The following is a 22,536-nucleotide window of genomic DNA, read 5'->3' as shown; positions in this document are numbered from 1 at the left end:
ACGGGTGTGGGTATCGCAACCTAGCAGTTGCTTGGGCTGCTTGGGGGCTTATCCGCGCAGGTCATCCGCTCTGACAGACTGGCGAGCATGACCATCGCGATCATCGGTGCAGGCAACATGGGCGGGGCCGTGCTGGCCGGGCTGCTCGAGGCGGGGCACTCCCCCCGGAGCGTCATCGTCGTCGAGGCGCGTGAGGAGCAGGCCGCCGCGCTCCGGGAGAAGCACGGCATCCGTACGCTGCCCGCCGCCGAGGCTGTCGCCGAGGCCGACGTCGTGGTGCTGGGCGTGAAGCCCTATGGCGTCGTGCCGGTGCTGGAGTCGATCGCGTCCGCGTTGCGAGAGGGCACCACGGTGGTCTCGTTGGCCGCCGGTGTGCCAACCTCGGCCATGGAGCCCGCCGTCCCCGACGGTGTCTCGGTCGTGCGGGTCATGCCCAACACCCCGGCGCTGGTCGGCGAGGGCATGTCTGCGGTCGCCGGCGGCGCCAAGGCGACGGCCGAAGCCGTCGCGACGGCCGCCGACCTGATGGGTGCCGTCGGCAAGGTCGTCACCGTCCCCGAGTCGCAGATCGACGCCGTCACCGCGATCAGCGGCTCCGGCCCGGCGTACGTCTTCCTCGTCGCCGAAGCCTGGATCGAGGCCGGTGTCCACCTGGGTCTGACCAGGGACGACGCCACCACGCTCGTCATCCAGACCCTGACCGGCTCCGCCAAGCTGCTCGAGAGCGGCACCCACCCCGCGGTCCTCCGTGAGCAGGTCACCTCCCCGGGCGGCACCACCGCCGCCGCCCTCGGCGCGCTCGAGAAGAACGGCCTGCGGGCGGCCTTCCTCGAGGCCACCCGCGCCGCCTACGTACGCAGCCAAGAGCTCTCCTGACGAGAAGTGGTCGATCTGGGCCCGAGGGGAGCGTCTCGGGCCCAGATCGACCACTTCTCGGATCGTTCGACGTCTGCTTGGGTCGAGACTGTCAAACATGCGGCTCTGGGCCCTCGTGTCGTCGATGCTCGACGCGGGCGAGGACCTGGAAGTCGCGGTTGCTGCGGGTCGCTCTGAAGGTCCCGACTCGCTCGAAGCCCAGGGATTCCACAGTTCGTAGCGCTCTGGCGTTGAACGACGCGACGGTGACTCTGAACCCTGCGGGCGCGAACCGGCTCCGACCGAACTCGAGACCTGCCGCGATGACGACCCGGCCAAGTCCCTGGCCCGTGAGCTCGGGGCGCATTCCGCCCCCGGTGTCGAGTGCGGACTCGTCGTAGTCCCATCCCGGCACCTGGCCATCGGGCCCGAAGGAGCGAAAGCCGATCAGGGTGTCGCCTGCGATGACGGAGTAGAAGCCGGCGTCCGGATCGACCAACTCGTCGGGACTCACGCCGACCATGTCGTACACGTCGTAAGGCGCCTGGTAGCGCCAGCCCGTGATGTCTTCGGCCTGCTCCAGCGTCATCGGGGCAAGACGGATGGCGTCCGGGTCGGTCGAGTGCGACACCTGGACAGACTCGCACACGGACCTGTCCGGCGCCGACGTCGAGCCAGGCCCGGTGAGGACCCGGCGCTGCCTCGGTCGACCCACTTGCTGAGCTCGCGAGCCGACCGATGTGACCTACAGCCCGAGGTGGCGGCTGATGATCAGCTTCTGCACCTCGGTGGTGCCGCCGTAGATGGTCTGGATGCGGCTGTCGATGAACGCCTTGGCGATCGGGTATTCCATCATGTAGCCGTAGCCGCCGTGGATCTGGACGCCCTGGTCGACGAACTTCTTCTGCAGCTCGGTGGTCCACCACTTCGCCATCGAGGCCAGGACGGTGTCGGCGGTGCCGGCGTTGAGCTGGGTGACGGCGTCGTTGAGGAACAGGCGGGCGAGGTAGGCCTCGGTGGCCATCTCGGCGAGGGTGAACGCGGTGTTCTGGAAGCGGCCGATCGGGCGGCCGAAGGCCTCGCGGGTGCGGGCGTAGTCGAGGGAGAGCTCGAGGACCTGCTCGACCGCGGCGACGGCGATCGAGGCGACCGAGATGCGCTCCTGCGGCAGCAGGGTCATCAGCGAGATGAAGCCGGAGCCCTCCTCGCCGAGGAGGTTCTCCTTCGGTACGACCACGTCGGTGAAGGAGAGCTCGGCGGTGTCCTGCGCCTTCATGCCGACCTTGTCGAGGTTGCGGCCGCGCTCGAAGCCCTCCATGCCGCGCTCGACCACGAGCAGCGAGATGCCGTGGGCGCCGGCCTCCGGGTTGGTCTTGGCGACCACGATGACGAGGTCGGCGTTGATGCCGTTGGAGATGAACGTCTTCGAGCCGTTGAGGAGGTAGTGGTCCCCCTTGTCGACCGCGGTGGTGCGTACGCCCTGGAGGTCTGAACCCGCGCCCGGCTCGGTCATCGCGACGGCGGTGATGATGTCGCCGGAGACGCAGCCCGGCAGCCACCGGGCCTTCTGCTCCGGCGTGCCGAGGTGGGAGATGTAGGGGACGATGATGTCGGTGTGGACGAAGAAGCCCGGGCCGCTGGCGCCGATCTTCGCCATCTCCTCGTGGAGGACCGAGTTGAACCGGAAGTCCTTGATGCCGGGCCCGCCGTACTCCTCGTCGACGTCGAAGCAGAGCAGCCCGGTGTCGCCGGCCTTCTTCCACAGCTCGCGGGGGACGATGCCGTCCTTCTCCCACTGGTCGTGGAAGGGCACGACCTCCTTCTCGAAGAACGCCTTCGCGGTGGCGCGGAAGTCCTCGTGCTCGGCTTCGTAGATGGTGGGCTTCTGGGGCATGACACTCCTCCGTAGACGTACCCGGTTAATGATGCCTCACCACTGTGACGCAGACCGCATTGTCGTGATGGGCGACGGAGCAACTGTGACAGTAACACTGGCGAAGTGGCAATGGTTTGGTCTACGGTCCCTGGCATGACCGAGACGACCGATGAGCTGATGACGATCGATGAGCTGTCGACCGCCACGGGGCTTTCGGTGCGCACCACGCGCTACTACGCGAGCCTCGGGTTGATCCCGGCACCGATCCGTCGCGGGCGGGTGGCCTACTACGGTCCCGAGCACCGTGCTCGGCTCGACCTGGTCAGGGCGCTCCAGGAGCACGGGTTCACGCTGCAGGCGATCGAGCGCTACCTTGCCCGGCTCCCCGCCGACATCACGCGTGAGGACCTCGCGATGCAGCGGGCGATGATCACCTCGTGGGCCACGGAGCCGACTGAGGACATCCAGGCGAGGATCGGGCGTGAGCTGATCGCGCTGGGGCTGCCGCGCGACGCCCTCGCGGCGGCGTACGCAGCGACATCACGTCTCATGGCCGAGCTCGCCGCCGAGCTCAACGTCATCCTGCGCGACCAGGTCGTCGATCCGTTCCGGCGCACCCACCACAGCCCCGAGGAGGCCAAGCACCTCGAGGAGGTGCTCCCGCGGCTGCGGCAGCTGACCACCGAGGCGATCGTGGTGAGCTTCCAGGACGCGGTGAACCGGACGATCTCCCGCAATCTGTCGTGAAGCTTTTGGGCAACACCCTGTTGACTGTGACAGTTTTAGTGTCACAATCGGCGCATGGCTGAAGCATTCATCTATGACCACCTGCGCACGCCGCGCGGGAAGGGTAAGAAGACCGGAGCGCTCCACGAGGTCAAGCCGATCGACCTGGTGGTCGGCCTGATCGATGAGGCTCGCAAGCGCAACCCCAACCTCGACCCGGCGCTGATCGACGACGTCGTGCTCGGCGTCGTCACTCCCGTCGGCGAGCAGGGCGGTGACATCGCCAAGACCGCCGCCATCAAGGCCGGTCTCCCCGAGACGACCGCGGGTGTACAGCTCAACCGCTTCTGCGCCTCCGGGCTGGAGGCCGTGAACCAGGCCGCCTCCCGCGTACGCGGCGGCTTCGAGGACCTCATCCTCGCTGGTGGCGTGGAGTCGATGAGCAAGGCGCCGATGGGCAGCGACGGCGGCGCCTGGGCGCAGGATCCCGACACCGCCCTCAAGACCGGCTTCGTGCCGCAGGGCATCGGCGCCGACCTGATCGCGACCCTGGAGGGCTTCAGCCGCGCGGACGTCGACCGCTACGCCGCCCAGTCGCACGCCCGGGCGGCCGCCGCCTGGGAGAACGGCTACTTCAAGGACGCCGTCATCCCGGTCGTGGACCAGAACGGCCTGACCGTGCTCGACCACGACGAGCTGATCCGCCCCGGCACCACCGCCGAGACGCTGGCCGGCCTCAAGCCGTCCTTCCTCCAGCAGGGCCAGGAGGCCGGCTTCGACGACGTCGCGCTGGCGAAGTACCACTGGGTCGAGAAGATCGACCACGTCCACCACGCCGGCAACTCCTCCGGCATCGTCGACGGCTCCGCGCTGATGCTGATCGGCTCCGAGGAGGCGGGCAAGGCCAACGGCCTCACCCCGCGCGCCCGGATCGTCTCGGCCGCCGTCTCCGGCGCCGATCCCACGATCATGCTCACCGGCCCGGCGCCGGCCTCGCGCAAGGCGCTGGCCAAGGCCGGCCTCACCGTCGACGACATCGACCTGTTCGAGATCAACGAGGCATTCGCCGCCGTCGCGATGCGGTTCATGAAGGACATGGGCATCGACGAGTCGATCACCAACGTCAACGGCGGCGCCATCGCCATGGGCCACCCGCTGGGCGCGACCGGTGCCATCATCCTCGGCACCCTGGTCGACGAGCTCGAGCGTCAGGGCAAGCAGCGCGGCCTCGCCACGCTGTGCGTCGGTGGCGGCATGGGTATCGCGACGATCGTCGAGCTGGTCTGAGCCGGGTGGATGTTCGGCTAGGTATGCAGCCGAACATCCACACCCCTAGCGGAGTTCCATGCGGGAAGTGACGGCTTCCCTGCATACCTAGACGAACATTCCGGCCCGAGCCGGCCCAAACGTGAGGAAGAACAAATGAGCGAGACCGCGGTCCGCTACGACAAGGACGCCGACGGCATCGTCACGCTGACCCTGGACGACCCGAACCAGTCGGCCAACACCATGAACGAGCTGTACAAGACCTCGATGGCGGAGGCCGTCGAGAAGCTGTACGCCGAGGCGGCCAGCGATGAGAACAGCGTCACCGGCGTCGTGATCGCTTCCGCGAAGAAGACCTTCTTCGCCGGTGGCGACCTCAAGAACATGATCCAGGTGCGGCCCGAGAACGGCGCCCAGGTCTTCGAGGAGGTCGAGTCGATCAAGGCCACCCTCCGCAAGCTGGAGACCTTCCCCAAGCCGGTCGTCGCGGCGATCAACGGCGCCGCCCTCGGTGGCGGTCTGGAGATCGCGCTGGCCTGTCAGCACCGGATCGCGCTGGACGCCCGCTACGACATCGGTCTGCCCGAGGTCTCCCTCGGCCTGCTGCCCGGTGGCGGCGGCGTCACCCGCGTCGTCCGCCTTCTCGGCATCATGACCGGCCTGATGGACGTCCTCGGCCAGGGCACGAAGTTCAAGCCCGCCGCTGCCCTCGAGAAGGGCCTGATCCACGAGCTGGTCTCCTCCCCCGATGAGCTCGTGCCCGCCGCGAAGGCGTGGATCAAGGCCAACCCCGACGAGATCGCGCAGCCGTGGGACAAGCCGGGCTACAAGATGCCCGGTGGCAAGCCGACCTCCCCGGCTCTCGCCGGTTTCCTGCCGGCGTTCCCGCCGATCCTGCGCAAGCAGCTCAAGCAGTCCGACATGCGTGCGCCGAAGGCGATCCTGTCGGCCGCCGTCGAGGGTGCGATGGTCGACTTCGACACCGCCACCCGGATCGAGTCGCGCTACTTCGTCTCGCTGGTCACCGGCCAGCAGTCGAAGAACATGATCCAGGCGTTCTTCTTCGACCTCGGCGCCATCGGCGCCGGCACGCTGCGTCCTGACGGCGTCGAGAAGTTCACCGCGACGAAGGTCGGCGTGCTCGGTGCCGGGATGATGGGTGCGGGCATCGCGTACTCCTTCGCCCGTGCGGGTGCGGAGGTCGTCCTCAAGGACGTCGCCATCGAGTCGGCCGAGAAGGGCAAGGCCTACACCGCCAAGCTCAACGAGAAGGCGGTCTCGCGCGGCAAGCTCTCCCAGGAGAAGGCTGACGAGATCCTCAACCGGATCACCCCGACGGTCGCCCCGGAGGACTTCGCCGGTGTCGACGTCGTCGTCGAGGCGGTCTTCGAGGACGTGTCGCTGAAGCAGAAGGTCTTCAACGAGATCGCCCCGTTCGTCAACAAGGACGCGGTGCTCTGCTCCAACACCTCGACGCTGCCGATCACCGAGCTCGCCAAGGGCATCGACCGCCCGGCCGACTTCATCGGCCTGCACTTCTTCTCGCCCGTCGACAAGATGCCGCTCGTCGAGATCATCAAGGGGTCCGAGACCAGCGACGTCGCGCTGGCCAAGGCCTACGACATCGTCCAGCAGATCAAGAAGACCCCGATCGTCGTCAACGACAGCCGTGGCTTCTACACCTCGCGCGTCATCGGCACGCAGATCCAGGAGGGCCTGGAGCTGCTCGCCGAGGGCTTCGCGCCCTACTCGCTCGAGCGCGCCGCGACCCAGGCCGGGTTCCCGGTCGGGCCGCTGCAGATCGCCGACGAGCTCAACCACGAGCTCATGGTCAAGATCGCTCGTACGACGCGGGAGGCTGCCGGCATCGAGGAACTGACCACCACGGAGAAGGTCCTCAACCCCCTCATCGAGGCGGGTCGCTCCGGCAAGCTCAAGGGTGCCGGCTTCTACGACTACGTCGACGGCAAGCGCACCTCGATCTGGGCCGACCTCGGGACCGTGTTCCCGGTCGCCGAGGAGCAGATCCCGATCCGGGACGCCGAGGAGCGGATGCTCTTCATCGAGGCCCTGGAGACGGCGAAGTGCTTCGAGGAAGGTGTCATCACCTCCGCCGCGCACGCCAACATCGGCTCCATCTTCGGCATCGGCTTCCCGCCGCAGACCGGTGGTGCGGCCCAGTTCATCACCGGCTACGAGGCCGCCGACGGCTCGATCGGCATCGAGGCGTTCCTGGCTCGTGCCGACGAGCTGGCCGAGAAGTACGGCGAGCGGTTCCGCCCCACGCAGTACCTCCGCGACCTCGCGGCGAAGGGTGAGGGCTTCCCCGCCTGACCAGTCCCGTCTGACCCATCTCCACAGTGATGTGGTGAACCGGCACGGATCCTGTGAAGGAACCGTGCCGGTTCGCCATTTGCGGGGCAGACGCGGTTCGTCCTGTGCGACTCTTTGCCTTCCGCAGAGGTCGAGGAGGACGTACGTGGCGATGCCGGGGAGCACCCACAGGCGCGAGGTCCGGATGGGGATCGCGGCCGTCGCGCTCGTCCTGCTGGTCGTGGTCGGGTGCACGGTCGCGGTGCTCTGGGTCCGGCCCGGTGTGTCGGCGGCCGGGACGAGAACGCCGGAGCCGGTGTCGAAGATCCTCGATATCTCCGACGAGTGGCGGTCCGTCCCCGGCGTACGCGACGTGCTGGCCGTCGACGAGTCCCGTCGCATCCCGGGGGAGGACTTCGGGGAGGCCGACCGTGAGGAGCACTCGGTCAGCGTCGAGGTGTCCCTGGAGGACGATCTGACGGGGGCCGAGGCGGCCGCGGCGAGCAAGGAGGTGCTCCGGCTGGTTCGCCCCGAGATCACCCGACTTGCGCCGGAGGCGGGGCCTGACCGGACCGGCGTCTCGTTCACGATGGGCCCGACCCGGATCACAGTGATCGAGCGTGGTCTGAACCCCGGTGAAGCCATCGGTGACGCGCTCGCCGATGCCGTCACGCTGCGAGAGGCCGGGGCGACGTCGGTGTCGTCGACCGTCGCCGACCCGCAGACGGGGCTTCCTGCCAAGGCTGACGTAGAGGCGCCGCAGGCCCGCCTGGCCGCACTGGCCGCGGTCGCCCGCGACCGGCAGCGCCCGGTGGATCTTCGTGGCGGTGATGCGTGGTACCGGTCGAACGAGGTGCCCGATCCGGCGGCGGTGAGGTTCGTGGTGGCTGCCTCCGAGCAGCCGTCGGTGACCTCGGCCCAGCTGGCTGCGCCGTACGAACCGTTGATCGTCCTGATCGAGGCCGCCGAGGGTGACCAGGTGATCAGCGACGTCAGCAGGTGGCTGACCGCCTACCAGGGCTATCCCGTGGGGTCGGGACAGCCGCTGGAGTACGTGGTCGAAGGGACGCGCGGCGGCAGGGTCGAGGGCTGGGTCGGAGGGAAGACCCCGGCGCCGACGACGATGCCGCCGTTCGGTGACGGTACGCCCTGGCCCATCGACCCAGCCGCGCCGCCGTGCCGGCCATCGGATCTCGAGGTCACGTTCGGCGGCCAGGACGCGGCTCTGGGATCGCGGCAGGCGTGGCTTCGGGCCCGCAACCTCGGCCGTAGAGCCTGTGCGATCGAGGGCGTACCCGATGTCGCGTTCCTGAACGCCGCCGGCGCTCGACAGACCGAGGTGATGGTCAAGCCGTACGAACCCTCGATGGTCCCCGAGCGCGTCGTCGTCCCTCCGGCGCAGTCGGTGATGGCAGTGATCGACTGGCAGGCGATGTCCACCGCGAACGACCCGGACGTGACGACCGAGCTGCTCGTGACCGCGATGCCCGGCAGCACGCCCACCACGCTCGGTGTCGCGGTAATCGACGGGCCGAGCGGTCTCGACATCCTCGACGGGGCCGAGGTGAGGATCAGCCCGTGGGCACAGGCCATCGACTGACATCTGCGGCGACGTAGGCGCTCGGACGAATGGGTGGCAGCGCCCATTCGGAATCGAGCCCGAGCCGAGAAGACTCGGGCCATGGGGGAGACGGCGACGGTTCTGGTGATCGCGGTGGTCGCGATCGGCCTCGTGGTGGCCTCGCTGCTGCGGCGGGCCCGCCGCAGCGAGTGCCTGGTGGTGACCCGGCACCGGCGGATCGTCCGGCTCGCCTCCGACTCGATGACCGTGGCGATCCCCGGCTTCCACGAGGTGCTCGAGTGGCTGACCGGACCGGATGGCCTCTACGGCACCTTGGAGGGCATCCGGATCGACGGCCTCGCGGCCGGCGTCGTGACCGAGGTGGTCATCGACGAGGTCGACCTGTTGCTGCATCCCGGCCGACTCGACGACGGCGACTGAGCGCGCCGTCGCCGGGTCGGATCCGGGTCAGCGGATGGTGCTGGTGGCCGCCGAGGTGGCGGTCTTGGTGTAGTAGCCGGCCTTGCGGCCGGTCACCCGGACGCGGATGCGGTCACCGCGGTCGACGGACCGGAGGCGGTACGTCTTCCCCGTCGCGCCCGAGATCGCGACGCCGTTGCGCAGCCACTGGTAGCTGAACGTGATCCCGGAGGGCTTCCAGGCGCCGGGGTAGGCGGTGAGCAGGTAGCCGACCCTGCGGGTGCCGCCGATCGTCGGCGTGGCCGCGGTGAGGTAGCCGGCCGCGATCCTCGCGGTCGCTGCGCTCGCCCTGACGCCTGGGTTGGCGGCCGGCCATGTCGAGGAGTACGCCGTCACTCGGACCCGGATCTCCTTGGTGTGGTCGGCGCCGGCGAGCTTGTAGGTCGACGCGGTGGCGCCCGAGATCGGGACCCCGTTCCTGAGCCACTGGTACTTCACCGACGTGGCCGTCGGGCTCCACGAGCCCTTCGTCGCGGTCAGGGTGTAGCCCACCCGCGGGGTGCCGCTGATCGTCGGCGGCGCCGTGCTCGCGATGGTCAGCGGGTTGCAGGTGTAGAGCTCGATCCCGTCGACGAACCAGCCGATGAACGAGCCGACGTTGTCGCCGCGTACGACCCACTGGAACTGGACGGTCTTGCCGGCAAACGCGGACAGGTCGACCCGAGAGCTCATCCAGCCGTTGGAGTCACCACCGAAGCCGGTCAGCGGCCGGGTGGGGCTGTTGAGCAGCAGCTTCTGCTTCGGGCCGTTCACCCAGGCCGTGGACGGGATGGCGGTCGCGACGCCGTTGACCAGTAACCGTGCCTCGCCGCCGTCGTAGTACTCGGGCGTGGGGTAGGCGGGGTCGCTGCCGGTGTACCACTCGAAGAGGTACCAATGGCTGAACCGGAGATAGGTCCGCTTCCCTGCCGGCACGTTGATCGCGGCCGTTGTCAGGCCGCTGGCCGTCGGGTCGCCGTACGTCTCCGGGTCGGGGTTCATGCCGAAGTCGGAGCCGTTGCCGTCGCGGTCGTTCGCGGGGATGCCCTGCGCCGCGTCGGGTGCCGGGTTCCACAGCACACCGCGGCTGAGCGACGGGGTCGCCACCGCGGCCTTGCCGGTGCTCCCGGCGGGGCAGGTGTTGGGCGCCTCCGCGGGACGGGTCGCGCCCGCCTTCGTGGGCGACTTGGCCAGCTCGGTCGCGTCGGTGGCGAGGTTGACCTGAGTGCAGTCGTTTGCGGTGAAGCCGGCGGTGCCGGCGGCCACCAGAGCCGAGCAGCCGTTGGCGAGGGTGCGGCGCAGGTCCGCGTACTGGCTTCCGGAGACGAGGTGCTGGATGGCGTAGAGGTAGAGCGTCGCGGTCTTCTGCAGGGTCGGGTCACCGGCGTCGATGCCGGTGATGGTGCGGCCGTTGAAGGTGCCGCCCTGGGAGATCAGGTACGCCGTCTTGTTGCCGACCCCGCTGTTCGTGTGCACCCCGCCGCCGTCGGCGTAGTAGCTGAGGTCGTCGGCCTCCCACAGCGAGCTGGTCATCCGGTCGGGCTGGTCGTGCACCGTCGGGTTGGCAAGATCGCGGATCGCGCCGAAGGAGGAGTCCTCGCCGAGGCGCCAGTCGGTCGGCGAGTCGCCGGGGGTGGCGTAGCGGTGGTCGACGATCTCGCCCATGATGTCGGCCATCGACTCGTTGATGGCGCCCGACTCGTACCAGTAGAAGAGGTTCGAGCTGCGCTCGATCACGCCGTGGGTCAGCTCGTGTCCGACGATGTCGTCGACCACCAGGCCCTGGCCGAGGTAGATCTGCTGACCGTTCCAGAAGGCGTTGTCCATCGGGCACGGCGGCGTGTAGCCCGGCTCCGTCGGCTCGCAGTAGCGGGTCGTGGCGGTGATCGCCTTGGCGGTGGCGCCGCTGGACCAGCCGATCTCCTCGGTCAGGTCCAGCCCGAGCGAGGCGTAGAGGTCCGAGGTCGCGCCGAGCATGTCGTACGCCTTGTCGACATCGGCGATGCCGGACGGTGCGTCGCCCTCGCGCCGCTTGACCGTCGAGCTCGTCTCGGCGCACCCGGTCGCCGCGGCACGGACGTTGGCGTTGTCGCAGACGCGGCGGTTGGCATGGGCGATCTCGTTGATGTGCATGAGTACGCGGCCGGTGCCGGCGTGAGCGAGCACGGTCTCACGGATGGTGGAGCCGTTGGTCACCGAGAACCGGAAGACGCTGGTCTCGCCGATCCGCGGCCCGCTGATCAGGTCGTCGTCGTAGAGCCAGGCGCCCTCGTCATTCACGGTGAGGCCGGTGGCTCCGTGATTGGCCTTGGCGACCACGGCCCTGGCCGCGTCCTCGGCCTTCGTGCGCACGGACTCGTCGGGCCCGGCGACATTCGTGGCTTCGGAGAGGTTGGTGGCCGCGGAGGTGAGGCCGCGGTCCCTGTCCAGCCCGACGACGACCTCGCCGCCGAGGACCGGGAGGCCCTCGACGTACTGCTCGAACCTGGTCACCGACCCGCCGCCGACGGCCTTGCTGGTCGACGCCTCGCGCAGGTCCTTCTTGTCGGTGCCCAGCGCCTCGGCGGCGCGGTCGAGGTGGGTCCGAGCCGCCTTGGCGGGCTTGACGGTGGCCCCCAGCGGGTCGACGGCCTCGGTCTTCGATCCGATGAAGTCGGCGATGCCGTCGGTGGTGCGATGGATGGTGAGTGGGACGTCGGCACGGTCCTGGTAGGTCGCGACCGGGTCGGGTTCGGCGGAGGCGGGCGGGGCCATCGGAATGACGCTCAGCCCGCCGAGGGCAAGTGCGGTCGCAGTCAGGGCGACGACGCGTCTACGAGCTGACACTTCGACTCCTTCGGGAGTGGGAGCGGCCCGGAGGAGTTTCACGGGCCGACAAAAGACCGCCGGCCCGAACCAGCGGCCAGCAGTCTCCCAGGCAGGCGCAGGTGCCGTCGCCCGTATTTTCGCGACTTGCGACCCGGTGCATACTCGGTATATACATACTCAGTAACTAGGGAGGTGATCGAGTGTCCGTGAAGCACGCACTGCTGGCGCTGCTGGAGAAGCCGCGCTACGGCTATGAGCTGCGCGCCGAGTTCGAGCAGCGCACCGGCGCCAGCTGGCCGCTGAACGTCGGGCAGGTCTATACGACCCTGTCGCGACTCGAGCGTGACGGCCTCGTCGAGGCCGGAGGGACCGACGCGGAGGGACGGTCCCTCTATCAGCTGACCGAGGCCGGCAAGGTCGAGGTCAAGGGGTGGTTCGACACCCCCGTGGAGCGTACGCAGCCACAGCGCGACGAGCTCGCGATCAAGCTCGCGGTCGCGGTCGCGGTGCCGAGCGTGGACGTCGGCAAGGTCGTCCAGCAGCAGCGCAACGCGACGATGCAGGCGCTCCAGGGGTACCGGCGCCAGTCGCGGTCCGGTGCGGGGGACGACCTCGCCGGAGGGCTGGTCCTCGACCGGCTCGTCTTCGCGGCCGAGGCCGAGATCCGCTGGCTCGACCACTGCGAGGCCCGGCTCCGCCGGGCGGCCGCGTCGAGCACCGCTCCGGAGCCCGTCGAAGGAGGGGACCGATGAATGCCGCACTCGCCCACGACCTGCGCCGCCTCAGCCACGACCAGGACCGCTGGCTCGCCGACGCCCGCGAGCGGCTGAGCCGCCGCACCCATGCAACGCCCGCCAGGCCGGGCACCACCACGACCAAGGAGTCCACCGATGAGTGAACCCGTCCTCCGGCTCACCGATGTGAGCCGCGTCCACGGCACCGGCGCTGCCGAGGTCCACGCCCTGCGCGGCGTCAGCCTTGCAGCGTACGCCGGTGAGCTGGTCGCCATCATGGGGCCGAGCGGCTCCGGGAAGTCGTCGCTGCTGACGATCGCCGGTGGCCTCGACTCGCCGACCTCTGGGTCGGTGACGGTCGACGGCCAGGACCTCGGCGAGGCCGGGATCAGCGGGCGCGCCAAGCTGCGGCGTACGTCGATCGGCTATGTGTTCCAGGACTTCAACCTGATCCCGGCCCTGACTGCCGCCGAGAACGTCGCGCTGCCCTTGGAGCTCGACGGCGCCGGTCGCCGCTCGGCGCGGTCGGCGGCGAGGACGGCCCTCGAGGAGGTCGGGCTCGACGGTTTCGCCGACCGGTTCCCCGACGAGATGTCGGGTGGCCAGCGGCAGCGGATCGCGATCGCCCGTGCGATCGTCGGTGAACGCCGCCTGATCCTGGCCGACGAGCCGACCGGGGCCCTCGACACCGAGACCGGCGAGGACATCCTCAAGCTGATCCGCGCGCGCTGCGACGCGGGTGCGGCCGGCGTGCTCGTGACCCACGAGCCGCGCTACGCCAGCTGGGCCGACCGGGTCATCTACGTGCGCGACGGGCTCGTCGTCGACGAGGCCGGCGAGACGCCGAGCACGGTGTTCGCTGACGAGGTGGAGGCATGAGCTCGGGTCTCGGCGGATGGCGCCTCGCGCTTCGTATCGGGCAGCGCGAGGCCTGGCGGGCGAAGTGGCGCAGCCTGCTGGTCGTCCTGATGATCGCGCTGCCGGTGGCGGGCGTGACCGCGGTCGCGGTGACGTACCAGACCTATGACGTCGACACCGTCGAAGGCCTCGATCGCCGCCTCGGCACCGCGGCCGCGGCCAGCATCGACGTCCAGGCGGCCGGCGCGGTCCGGCAGGGGATCGACCCCGAGAACGCGTCCGAGTGGCTCGAGGACTCCGATGCCGACCCGCTCGACGCGGCGGGCGTCAAGGCGGTCATCGGGGAGCGCCCGATGCTCGAGGTGATGGACCGGACCTTCGACGTACGCACGGACAAGGGGGTCACCTGGGTCAGCGGTCTGGAGACGGATCTGAACGACCCGCTCGCCGCCGGGCTGACGCGGCTGACCGAAGGCCGCCTGCCTCAGGGGCCGGACGAGGTCGTGGTCAACTCGACCCTTGCCTTCCGGGGACCCGGTATCGGCGAGGAGCTGCAGATCCCGAACGGCGACCTCGACGAGGTCCGCAAGGTCGTCGGCGTCGTCGAGTCGTCGACCGTACGCAACGACGCCTTCGTTGCCGGGCCCGACCTTCCGGTCGACTACGCCGGTGACCGCTCGACCTGGCTGGTCGGCGGCGCGCCGGTGACCTGGTCCGACATCGAGGACCTGAACGCGGCGGGCGCCTTCGTGCTCTCGCGCTCGGTCGTCCTGGACCCGTCGCCCGCCGCGCTCGCGGCCGACAAGGACATCCGTCCGCCGATGGGCGTCCCGGACCCCTCCGAGGTCGTGGTCATCGTCCTCATCGTGGTCATGGTGATCCTCGAGGTGGTCCTGTTGGCCGGGCCGGCGTTCGCGGTCGCGGCCCGGCGCCAGGCGCGTGACCTCGCGCTGATCGCGGCCTCGGGAGGGACCGCGCGCCAGTCGCGGCGCGTCCTGCTCGGGATGGCGATCGTCATCGGTGCGGTGGCGGCGGTCATCGGCGCCGTGCTCGGGGTCGGGCTGGCGCGGCTGCTCCAGCCGCTCGCCCAGGATCAGGTCTCGGCCTGGTTCGGCCCGTTCGAGGTGCCGTGGCTGCAGGTCCTGGCGGTCGCCGTCATCGGGTTCGCGGCCGCGATCTGCGCGGCGATCGTGCCGGCCTGGATCGCCTCGCGGCAGAACGTCGTCAGCGTGCTGGCCGGGCGGCGCTCCGAAAGCCTGCCCTCGCGCCGGTCGCCGCTCATCGGCCTCGTGCTGATCGCAGCCGGGATCGCAGCCGCGGCGTTCGGCACGCGGAACGCACTCAGCGGCATCCCGATCGCCTTCGGCGTGCTGCTCTGCGTGGCCGGGCTGTTGTTCATCCTGCCGGTCCTCGTCTCGCTGGCGGCTCGGTCGAGCGCCCGGATGCCGCTGGTCATCCGCTTCGCGACGCGCGACGCCGACCGGCACCGCACCCGGACGGTGCCTGCCGCCGGGGCGATCGCGGTGACGGTGGTCGGGGTGGTCACGCTCGGGATCGCGTTCAGCAGCGATCAGGAGCAGAACGAGGAGAGCTATCTGCCTGCCTTCGCGATCGGCGACGCCGTGGTGCATCCGCGACACAGCGAGACCGAGGACGAGACCGATGCCGACGAGTCGGCGGCGCGGTGGAAGAGCATCGCCGCGCAGGTCGAGAAGGCCATCCCCGGGGCGACGGCCACACCGACATCCAGCGCGGTGGTCGACGACGACGGACGCTATGTCGCCGTCGAGAGCGGCGACGGCGCGATGGTCTCGCTCGACACCACCTTGGGCGAGTTCGGCGACCTCATCGTCGCCGGCGCCGACGGGAGCCTCCCGCCGGTGGTGGCGCGATCGCTGTCCGAGCGTGACGCCGCCACCGCTGCCGAGACGCTGCGGTCCTCCGGAGCGGTGGTGTTCACCACCGACGACAAGCTGCTGTCCTCGCGATCCGCGCACCTGGTCGTCAGGGAGTGGTCGGAGGAGGACGGCGAGGACCGTGACGTCGCCACCGTCGAGGTGCCGGCGACCTATCTGGACGTGGGTGAGCGGGCCGCGCCTGCGTACGCGGTCGTGACGCCCGCGATGGCCGAGAAGCTCCGTGTCGAACCGCAGGTCACGGGCCTCTACGTCGAGAACGCCCGGCTCAGCGCCGAGGCCGAGACCGATCTCGACGAGGCCCTCGCCGCCGGCCAGTTCTCCACGACGATCCTGGTCGAGCGCGGCTATGTGGAGAGGGACTCCGTCGTGATCGTCTGGATCCTCCTGGTCACCCTGGGGTCCGTGCTGATGATCGGCGGCGCGCTGACCGCGACCCACCTCGCGATCAACGACGCCCGCCCAGACCTGGCGACCCTCTCGGCGGTCGGTGCCAGGACGCGTACGCGGCGCGGGGTCGCTGCCTCGTACGCCCTGGTCGTGGCGCTGCTCGGGGCGATTCCGGGCGCGCTGATCGGCTTCGTGCCCGGCATCGCGATCAGCTATCCGATCACCACCGAAGGCTGGCCGGAGCGTGACAGCGTCGCCGCGCACTACCTCGAGATCCCCTGGGATCTGGTCGGGATCGTGGTCGTCGGACTGCCGCTGCTGATCGCGCTCATCGTCGCGGTCACCACCCGCGGCCGGCTCCCGATGGTCGCCCGCGTCGAATAGGGACTTCTGGCGAGCCGAATCCTTAGTTGTGGGCGACGAAACTCGAGTTTCGTCGCCCACAACTACATTCTCGGCTCGCCACTTCTACCGACTCGGCGGGGCTTGTCAGGCCTGGCAGAGGCAGAAGGGGTGGCCGGCGGGGTCGAGGAAGACGCGGAAGGTCTTGCCGGGCTGGACCTCGTGCTTGGTGGCGCCGAGGGCGATGGTGGCCGCCTCGGCGGCGTCGAGGTCGTCGACCATGACGTCGAGGTGGGACTGCTGGGGTACGTCCTGCGAGGGCCACTTCGGCGCGCGGTAGTCCTCGACCGCCTGGAAGTTGAGGGCGCCGCCCTCGCCCCAGGCCTCGGCCCAGCTGCCGTCGTCGTCGACCTTGGTCTCCCAGTCGAACAGCTTTGCGTAGAAGGTGGCCAGGGCTGCCGGGTCGGGGCAGTCGATGACCCATTGCGGATTGCGTGCGATAGCCATGGACCCGACGTTAGGACCGGTTCCGGACGTTCTGCTTCCGCCTGTCGCGACGCCATCTCAGAAATATACAGTCAGGGTTGACTGTTTGTTTCTGGCACGGAAGAGTGCCTGTCTGTGAGCCAGGCCACCCGCGTACCCCAGGAGGAGCGCACCCGCGCGATGCGGGCGCGCCTCCTCGATGCCACCGTCGAGCTGCTGGCCGAGCGCGGCTTCGCCGGCACCTCGACGACGCTCGTCTCCCAGCGCGCCGGGGTCTCTCGCGGTGCGCAGCTGCACCACTTCCCGGCCAAGAACGACCTGGTCGTGGCGGCGGTCGAGCACATCACCGAAGCCCGCGGCGAGGCGCTGAAGGAGGCGGCCGGAGCGCTCCCGGAGGGCGGGCAGCGTACGCGGCACGTGCTCGCCATGCTCGCCGAGCAGGTCACCTCGCCGGTCTTCGCCGCGGCCCTGGAGCTGTGGGTGGCGGCACGCACCGACGAGCAGCTGGCTGCGGCGGTGGGTCCGCTCGAGCAGCGGATCGGTCGCGAGCTCCACCGGGCCACCGTCGAGCTGCTCGGCGTGGACGAGAAGAAGCCGGGGGTACGCGAGCTCGTGCAGGCCACGCTCGATCTCGTCCGCGGCCTGGCTCTGGCTGACACGATTACCGACGACGCCGCCCGACGCGAGCGGATCCTCGATCACTGGGCCGAGGTCCTGGAAAGAGAGCTGCGATGAGCCTGTTGGATCAACTTCTCGAGGACCTCTCCATGGAGGGGTTCGAGCTGCGCCAGGTGGTGGCGGGGCTGAGCGAGGCGGGCTGGCGCGAGCCGACCCCGGCCGAGGGCTGGGACGTCGCCGCCCAGATCGCCCACCTGGCCTGGACCGACGAGGCCGCGCTCGCCGCGACCGAGTGGGTGGCAGGTGACGCGACCGCCTGGGACGAGCTGGTCAATGAGGCCATCAAGAACCCCGAGGGCTACGTCGACGAGTCCGCCCTGGCGATGGCCGCGATGCCGGCGACGGAGCTGCTGCAGCACTGGGACGGCGTACGCGGCGAGCTCGCCGGGGCGCTCGCGAACGTCCCGGACGGGAAGAAGCTGCCCTGGTTCGGGCCGCCGATGTCGCCGGCCTCGATGGCGACCGCGCGGTTCATGGAGACCTGGGCCCACGGGCTGGACGTGCGCGAGGCGCTCGGCCACACCTACGAGCCCAGCGACCGCATCAAGCACGTCTGCCACCTCGGGACCCGCACCCGCGACTTCTCCTACGGCGTGCACGGCCTGACCCCGCCGAGCTCCCCGTTCCGGATCGAGCTGACCGCGCCGTCGGGCGAGCAGTGGGAGTGGGGCCCGGAGGATGCGGAACAGAGCGTCCGGGGCCCTGCGTACGACTTCGCGCGGTTGGTCACCCAGCGCATCCACCGTGACGACACCGCGCTCGAGGCGACAGGCGGCGACGCCGAGAAGTGGCTGACGATCGCCCAGGCCTTCGCCGGACCCACCGGGGGCGGGAGGCCCAAGAAATGATCACGATCGGCAACTGCTCCGGTTTCTACGGTGACCGGTTCTCGGCGATGCGCGACATGCTCGAGGGCGGTCGGCTCGACGTGCTCACCGGCGACTATCTCGCCGAGCTCACCATGCTCATCCTCGGCAAGGACACCCTCAAGGATCCGACGACGGGCTACGCCAAGACCTTCCTGCGTCAGGTCGCGGACTGCCTCGACCTCGCGCTGCAGCGCGACGTCAAGATCGTCTCCAACGCAGGCGGCCTCAACCCCGCCGGGCTCGCTGCCGCCATCGAAGCGCTCGGGACGAGCGCCAAGGTGGCCTATGTCGACGGCGACGACCTCCGCGGACGTCTCGACTCCCACCCCGACGCCCTGACCGCCAACGCGTACCTCGGTGCCTTCGGGATCGCGCATGCGCTCGACGCCGGTGCCGACATCGTCGTCACCGGCCGGGTGACCGACGCCAGCGTCGTCGTCGGGCCGGCGATCGCCCACCACAGCTGGAAGCGCGACTCCTACGACGAGCTGGCCGGCGCCGTGGTCGCTGGCCACGTGATCGAGTGCGGCACCCAGGCCACCGGCGGCAACTTCTCCGGGTTCCTGACCATGTCGCCGCAGGCCCGGGCGCGTCCGCTGGGGTTCCCGGTCGCAGAGATCGCCGTCGACGGCTCCTCGATCATCACCAAGCAGGACGAGACCGGCGGCACCGTCACGGTGGACACGGTCACCGCGCAGCTGCTCTACGAGATCCAGGGACCGCTCTACCTCGGTCCCGACGTCACCACCGACCTCACCTCGATCCGGCTCCAGGAGGTCGGCATCGATCGGGTCGCGATCACGGGAGTGACGGGCACCCCGCCACCGGCCACGCTCAAGGTTGCCGTGAACTCCCTCGGCGGCTACCGCAACTCCGCCGAGTTCGTGCTCACCGGTCCTGACATCGACGCCAAGGCCGCCTGGCTGCGCGACCAGCTCGACGCCGAGCTCCCGATAGGGCCCGACTACACGTGGTCGACCTACCGCATCCCCGCGCCCGACTCCCCGACCGAGGAGGGTGCCGCCTGCATCCTGCGGCTCAACGCCCGCGCCGCCGACGCCGACGCCGTCGGACGTGCGCTGACCGCCCCGGCCATCGAGCTGGCGCTGGCCTCCTACCCGGGCTTCCACGTCACCGCGCCGCCGGGACGGCCGTCTCCGTTCGGGATCTACAAGGCTGCGTACGTCCGGCGCGACCGCGCCCCCGAGACAGTCCATCTCCCCGACGGCTCGACCTACGAGGTTCCATCCCCCCTCGCTTATGCCGAGACGTCACGTACGTCGGCCGAGACGTCACGCGCGTCGGCCGAGGGGACCACTCGATCGACGGGAGCGACGCCTCGGCCGACGGGGGCGACCTCTCGGCGAGCGCTGGGCGAGCTGGTGTACGCACGGTCCGGGGACAAGGGTGGCGACGCCAACCTGGGGCTCTGGGTGCCGCAAGGGCGGCCGGAGGCGGCCGTCGAGTGGCTGCTCGACACGGTCACCCCGGAGTGGGTGCGGAAGCTGTTGCCAGAGGCCGAGGAGCTGACCATCGACATCACCCCGCTGCCGCACCTGCGTGGCGTGAACATCGTCATCCACGACCTCCTCGGGGAGGGCGTGGCCGCTTCGACGCGCTTCGACCCGCAGGCGAAAGGGCTGGGCGAGTGGGCCCGGAGCCGATTTGTCGACATTCCCGGGGAGCTTCTGTGAGCAACGACCTGTTCCAGCTGGGTGCCGAGTTCACCCGCCGCGAGATCTTCCCCGACCTGCAGGAGTGGGAGGACAACCAGGAGATCCCGCGGGAGGCCCACCTGGCTGCCGCCAAGCAGGGGCTGCTCGGGATCGGGTTCCCCGAGGAGGCCGGCGGCGAGGGCGGCGGTCTTGCCGACACCGTCGCGGTGACCGAGGGGATGATGTCCGAGGGCGCCTCGTCCGGCCTGCTCGCGGGCCTGTTCACCCACGGGATCGCGCTGCCGCACATCGCCAAGCACGGCTCGCCCCACCTCATCGAGACGTACGTGAAGCCGACCCTGGCCGGGGAGAAGATCGGCAGCCTCGCGATCACCGAGCCCGACGGCGGCTCCGACGTCTCCCACCTCCGCACGACCGCAACCCGCGACGGCGACGAGTTCGTCGTCAACGGCGCCAAGACATTCATCACCTCTGGCTGCCGCGCCGACTTCGTCACCACCGCGGTCCGCACCGGTGGCCCTGGGGCAGGCGGCATCAGCCTGCTCGTGATCGACAAGGACACCCCGGGCTTCACGGTCACGCGCAAGCTCGCCAAGATGGGCTGGCACTGCTCCGACACCGCGGAGCTCGCCTTCGAGGACGTACGCGTCCCCGCCGAGAACCTCGTCGGCGACGAGAACGCAGGGTTCATCTACATCGCCGAGGCGTTCGTGACCGAGCGGATCGCGCTGGCCGTGCAGGGCTACGGCACCGCCGCCCGCTGCCTGGCGCTCACCGCCGACTACGCGCGCCAGCGGCAGACCTTCGGGGAGCCGCTGATCAAGCGTCAGGTCGTACGCCACAAGCTCGTCGAGATGCACCGCCAGGTGGAGGTCGCCAAGGCCTACACCCACGCCGTGGTCGCGCGCTACGACCGCGAAGGGTCCACCCAGGCCACGATCGCCGAGGCGGCGCTGGCCAAGCAGACAGCGGTCGAGGCCTGCACCTGGGTCGTCGACCAGGCCGTCCAGCTTCACGGCGGGACGGGGTACATGCACGGGACCGAGGTCGAGCGGCACTACCGCGACGCCCGGATCCTGCCGATCGGAGGAGGAGCCACCGAAGTGATGACCGACCTGGCCGCCAAGCTGTTGGGACTGGACAGATGACCGGGAACAGAGAAGCCCTCCTCGAGAAGATCGAGGCCCTCGACGCCGAGCACGCCAAGGCGGCGGCCGGCGGCGGCGAGAAGTACGTCGCCCGCCACAAGGCCCGAGGCAAGCTCCTCGCCCGTGAGCGGATCGAGCTGCTGCTGGACGAGGGCAGTCCGTTCCTGGAGACCCAGCCGCTGATCGGCTGGGGCAGCGACTTCCCGGTCGGTGGCTCGATCATCACCGGCATCGGGGTGGTCGAGGGGGTCGAGTGCATGATCGTCGCCAACGACCCGACGGTGAAGGGCGGCGCGCTCAACCCCTACTCCCTCAAGCGCTCCTTCCGGGCGGCCGAGATCGCGGAGAAGAACGGTCTCCCGACGATCAACCTGACCGAGTCCGGCGGCGCCGACCTGCCCACCCAGAAGGACATCTTCATCCCGGGCGGCAAGGGCTTCCGCGACCTGACCCGGTCCTCCGCCCGCAAGCAGCCGACCATCTCGGTCGTCTTCGGCAACTCCACGGCCGGCGGTGCGTACGTCCCCGGCATGAGCGACTACGTGATCATGGTCAAGGAGGGCGCGAAGGTCTTCCTGGCCGGCCCGCCGCTGGTGAAGATGGCCACGGGTGAGGACACCGACGACGAGTCGCTGGGCGGTGCCGAGATGCACTCGCGCATCTCCGGCTCCTCCGACTTCCTCGCCGTCGACGAGCACGACGCGATCCGGCAGGCGCGCCGGGTGGTGGCCCGGCTCAACTGGCGCAAGCGGGGCCCGCAGCCGAAGGCGAGCTACGAGCCCGAGCTCGACCCCGACGGCCTCCTCGACCTGATCCCGACCGACCTCAAGGAGCCCTTCGACCCGCGTGAGGCGATCCTGCGGATCGTCGACGGGACCGGGCCCGACAACGAGGTGGCGTTCGACGAGTTCAAGCCGCTCTACGGATCGAGCCTCTGCGTCGGCTGGGCGCGGCTGCACGGCTACGAGATCGGCATCCTCGCCAACGCGCGCGGCGTGCTCATGTCGGAGGAGGCCCAGAAGGCGGCGCAGTTCATCCAGCTCGCCAACCAGAAGGACACCCCGCTGCTGTTCCTGCACAACACCACCGGCTACATGGTCGGCACGGAGTACGAGCAGGGCGGCATCATCAAGCACGGTGCGCTGATGATCAACGCGGTCTCCAACTCCACCGTCCCGCACCTGACCGTGATCATGGGGGCGTCTTACGGCGCGGGGAACTACGGCATGAACGGCCGTGCGTACGATCCCCGTTTCCTCTTCACCTGGCCCTCGGCCAAGTCCGCCGTGATGGGGCCGGCCCAGCTCGCCGGGGTGATGGAGATCGTCGCCCGCGAGTCCGCCGAGAAGAAGGGCGAGGTCTTCGACGCCGAGGGGTTCAAGGGCGTCAAGGAGATGGTCGAGGGGATGGTCGAGGAACAGTCGCTGCCGATGTTCCTCTCCGGCCTCGGCTACGACGACGGGGTCATCGACCCGCGCGACACCCGCACCGTCCTCGGCCTCTGCCTCTCCGCCATCGCCACCCGACCCATCGAAGGCGCCATGAACTTCGGCGTCTTCAGGATGTGAGTGCTGC

The 22,536-nt window shown here is 69.7% G+C and carries 19 protein-coding genes; 15 read left to right on the top strand and 4 right to left on the bottom strand.

Features of this window, described 5'->3' with window-relative positions; genetic code table 11:
• Positions 1–27 precede the first annotated feature (27 nt).
• Entirely contained in the window at positions 28–876 is an 849-nt protein-coding gene (gene proC, locus OG984_RS19510; protein WP_442940907.1) for a pyrroline-5-carboxylate reductase, read from the top strand.
• 91 nt (positions 877–967) lie between these two features.
• Here proC and OG984_RS19505 read toward each other — a convergent pair whose 3' ends face one another.
• A complete protein-coding gene (locus OG984_RS19505; protein WP_328527857.1) occupies positions 968–1,486 on the bottom strand; it encodes a GNAT family N-acetyltransferase in 519 nt (172 codons plus the stop codon).
• Positions 1,487–1,600: 114 nt separating this feature from the next.
• Positions 1,601–2,749 carry an acyl-CoA dehydrogenase family protein gene (locus OG984_RS19500; protein WP_008356058.1) on the bottom strand — a complete coding sequence of 383 codons (1,149 nt, stop codon included), beginning with the start codon at positions 2,747–2,749 and terminating at the stop codon, positions 1,601–1,603.
• 135 nt (positions 2,750–2,884) lie between these two features.
• Here OG984_RS19500 and OG984_RS19495 point away from each other — a divergent pair, with 135 nt between their 5' ends.
• The 5 genes from OG984_RS19495 to OG984_RS19475 all read left to right on the top strand — a co-directional run bounded on the left by OG984_RS19495 (position 2,885) and on the right by OG984_RS19475 (position 9,038).
• On the top strand, positions 2,885–3,478 hold the full coding sequence (locus OG984_RS19495; RefSeq protein WP_040754673.1) for a MerR family transcriptional regulator: 594 nt from the start codon (positions 2,885–2,887) through the stop codon (positions 3,476–3,478).
• A gap of 54 nt (positions 3,479–3,532) precedes the next feature.
• Entirely contained in the window at positions 3,533–4,744 is a 1,212-nt protein-coding gene (locus tag OG984_RS19490) for an acetyl-CoA C-acetyltransferase (RefSeq protein WP_008356061.1), read from the top strand.
• A 135-nt stretch (positions 4,745–4,879) separates the two neighbouring features.
• Positions 4,880–7,057, top strand: a complete 2,178-nt coding sequence (locus OG984_RS19485; RefSeq protein WP_328527856.1) for a 3-hydroxyacyl-CoA dehydrogenase NAD-binding domain-containing protein — start codon at positions 4,880–4,882, stop codon at positions 7,055–7,057.
• Between the two features lie 151 nt (positions 7,058–7,208).
• On the top strand, positions 7,209–8,636 hold the full coding sequence (locus tag OG984_RS19480) for a DUF4232 domain-containing protein (RefSeq protein ID WP_328532374.1): 1,428 nt from the start codon (positions 7,209–7,211) through the stop codon (positions 8,634–8,636).
• An 81-nt stretch (positions 8,637–8,717) separates the two neighbouring features.
• A complete protein-coding gene (locus tag OG984_RS19475; RefSeq protein ID WP_328527855.1) occupies positions 8,718–9,038 on the top strand; it encodes a hypothetical protein in 321 nt (106 codons plus the stop codon).
• A gap of 27 nt (positions 9,039–9,065) precedes the next feature.
• Here the strand turns inward: OG984_RS19475 and OG984_RS19470 are convergent, their stop codons facing one another.
• The gene (locus OG984_RS19470; protein WP_328527854.1) at positions 9,066–11,882 is read right to left on the bottom strand and encodes a M4 family metallopeptidase; all 2,817 of its coding nucleotides are present in this window, start codon (positions 11,880–11,882) and stop codon (positions 9,066–9,068) included.
• Positions 11,883–12,064: 182 nt separating this feature from the next.
• On the opposite strand from OG984_RS19470, the gene OG984_RS19465 reads away from it, so the two are divergent.
• Genes OG984_RS19465 through OG984_RS19450 form a run of 4 tightly spaced genes read left to right on the top strand, consistent with a single transcriptional unit; the run spans position 12,065 to position 16,146 of the window.
• Entirely contained in the window at positions 12,065–12,616 is a 552-nt protein-coding gene (locus OG984_RS19465; protein ID WP_040754676.1) for a PadR family transcriptional regulator, read from the top strand.
• The gene (locus tag OG984_RS19460; protein ID WP_328527853.1) at positions 12,613–12,762 is read left to right on the top strand and encodes a hypothetical protein; all 150 of its coding nucleotides are present in this window, start codon (positions 12,613–12,615) and stop codon (positions 12,760–12,762) included. Before OG984_RS19465 ends, OG984_RS19460 begins: the two co-directional genes overlap by 4 nt.
• Entirely contained in the window at positions 12,755–13,477 is a 723-nt protein-coding gene (locus OG984_RS19455; protein ID WP_008356071.1) for an ABC transporter ATP-binding protein, read from the top strand. Before OG984_RS19460 ends, OG984_RS19455 begins: the two co-directional genes overlap by 8 nt.
• Positions 13,474–16,146 carry an ABC transporter permease gene (locus OG984_RS19450; protein WP_328527852.1) on the top strand — a complete coding sequence of 891 codons (2,673 nt, stop codon included), beginning with the start codon at positions 13,474–13,476 and terminating at the stop codon, positions 16,144–16,146. Before OG984_RS19455 ends, OG984_RS19450 begins: the two co-directional genes overlap by 4 nt.
• A 105-nt stretch (positions 16,147–16,251) precedes the next feature.
• On the opposite strand, the gene OG984_RS19445 is transcribed toward OG984_RS19450, so the two are convergent.
• On the bottom strand, positions 16,252–16,611 hold the full coding sequence (locus OG984_RS19445) for a VOC family protein (protein ID WP_328527851.1): 360 nt from the start codon (positions 16,609–16,611) through the stop codon (positions 16,252–16,254).
• Positions 16,612–16,725: 114 nt separating this feature from the next.
• Between OG984_RS19445 and OG984_RS19440 the strand changes: the two genes are divergently transcribed.
• The 5 genes from OG984_RS19440 to OG984_RS19420 are packed head-to-tail and all read left to right on the top strand — an operon-like array spanning position 16,726 to position 22,529.
• On the top strand, positions 16,726–17,325 hold the full coding sequence (locus OG984_RS19440; protein ID WP_328527850.1) for a TetR/AcrR family transcriptional regulator: 600 nt from the start codon (positions 16,726–16,728) through the stop codon (positions 17,323–17,325).
• The gene (locus tag OG984_RS19435; RefSeq protein WP_328527849.1) at positions 17,322–18,116 is read left to right on the top strand and encodes a TIGR03084 family metal-binding protein; all 795 of its coding nucleotides are present in this window, start codon (positions 17,322–17,324) and stop codon (positions 18,114–18,116) included. Before OG984_RS19440 ends, OG984_RS19435 begins: the two co-directional genes overlap by 4 nt.
• Positions 18,113–19,831 (top strand): acyclic terpene utilization AtuA family protein, encoded by a 1,719-nt coding sequence (locus OG984_RS19430; protein ID WP_328527848.1) that lies wholly within the window; start codon positions 18,113–18,115, stop codon positions 19,829–19,831. The genes OG984_RS19435 and OG984_RS19430 overlap by 4 nt, the downstream gene beginning before the upstream one ends.
• Positions 19,828–20,961, top strand: coding sequence for an acyl-CoA dehydrogenase family protein (locus OG984_RS19425; RefSeq protein WP_328527847.1), 1,134 nt, complete (start codon positions 19,828–19,830; stop codon positions 20,959–20,961). Before OG984_RS19430 ends, OG984_RS19425 begins: the two co-directional genes overlap by 4 nt.
• Entirely contained in the window at positions 20,958–22,529 is a 1,572-nt protein-coding gene (locus OG984_RS19420; protein ID WP_328527846.1) for an acyl-CoA carboxylase subunit beta, read from the top strand. The genes OG984_RS19425 and OG984_RS19420 overlap by 4 nt, the downstream gene beginning before the upstream one ends.
• Positions 22,530–22,536 lie beyond the last annotated feature (7 nt).

The organism is Nocardioides sp. NBC_00368 (assembly GCF_036090055.1).
Taxonomy (GTDB): Bacteria; Actinomycetota; Actinomycetes; order Propionibacteriales; family Nocardioidaceae; genus Nocardioides.
This window is presented reverse-complemented; position numbering and strand designations above follow the sequence as displayed.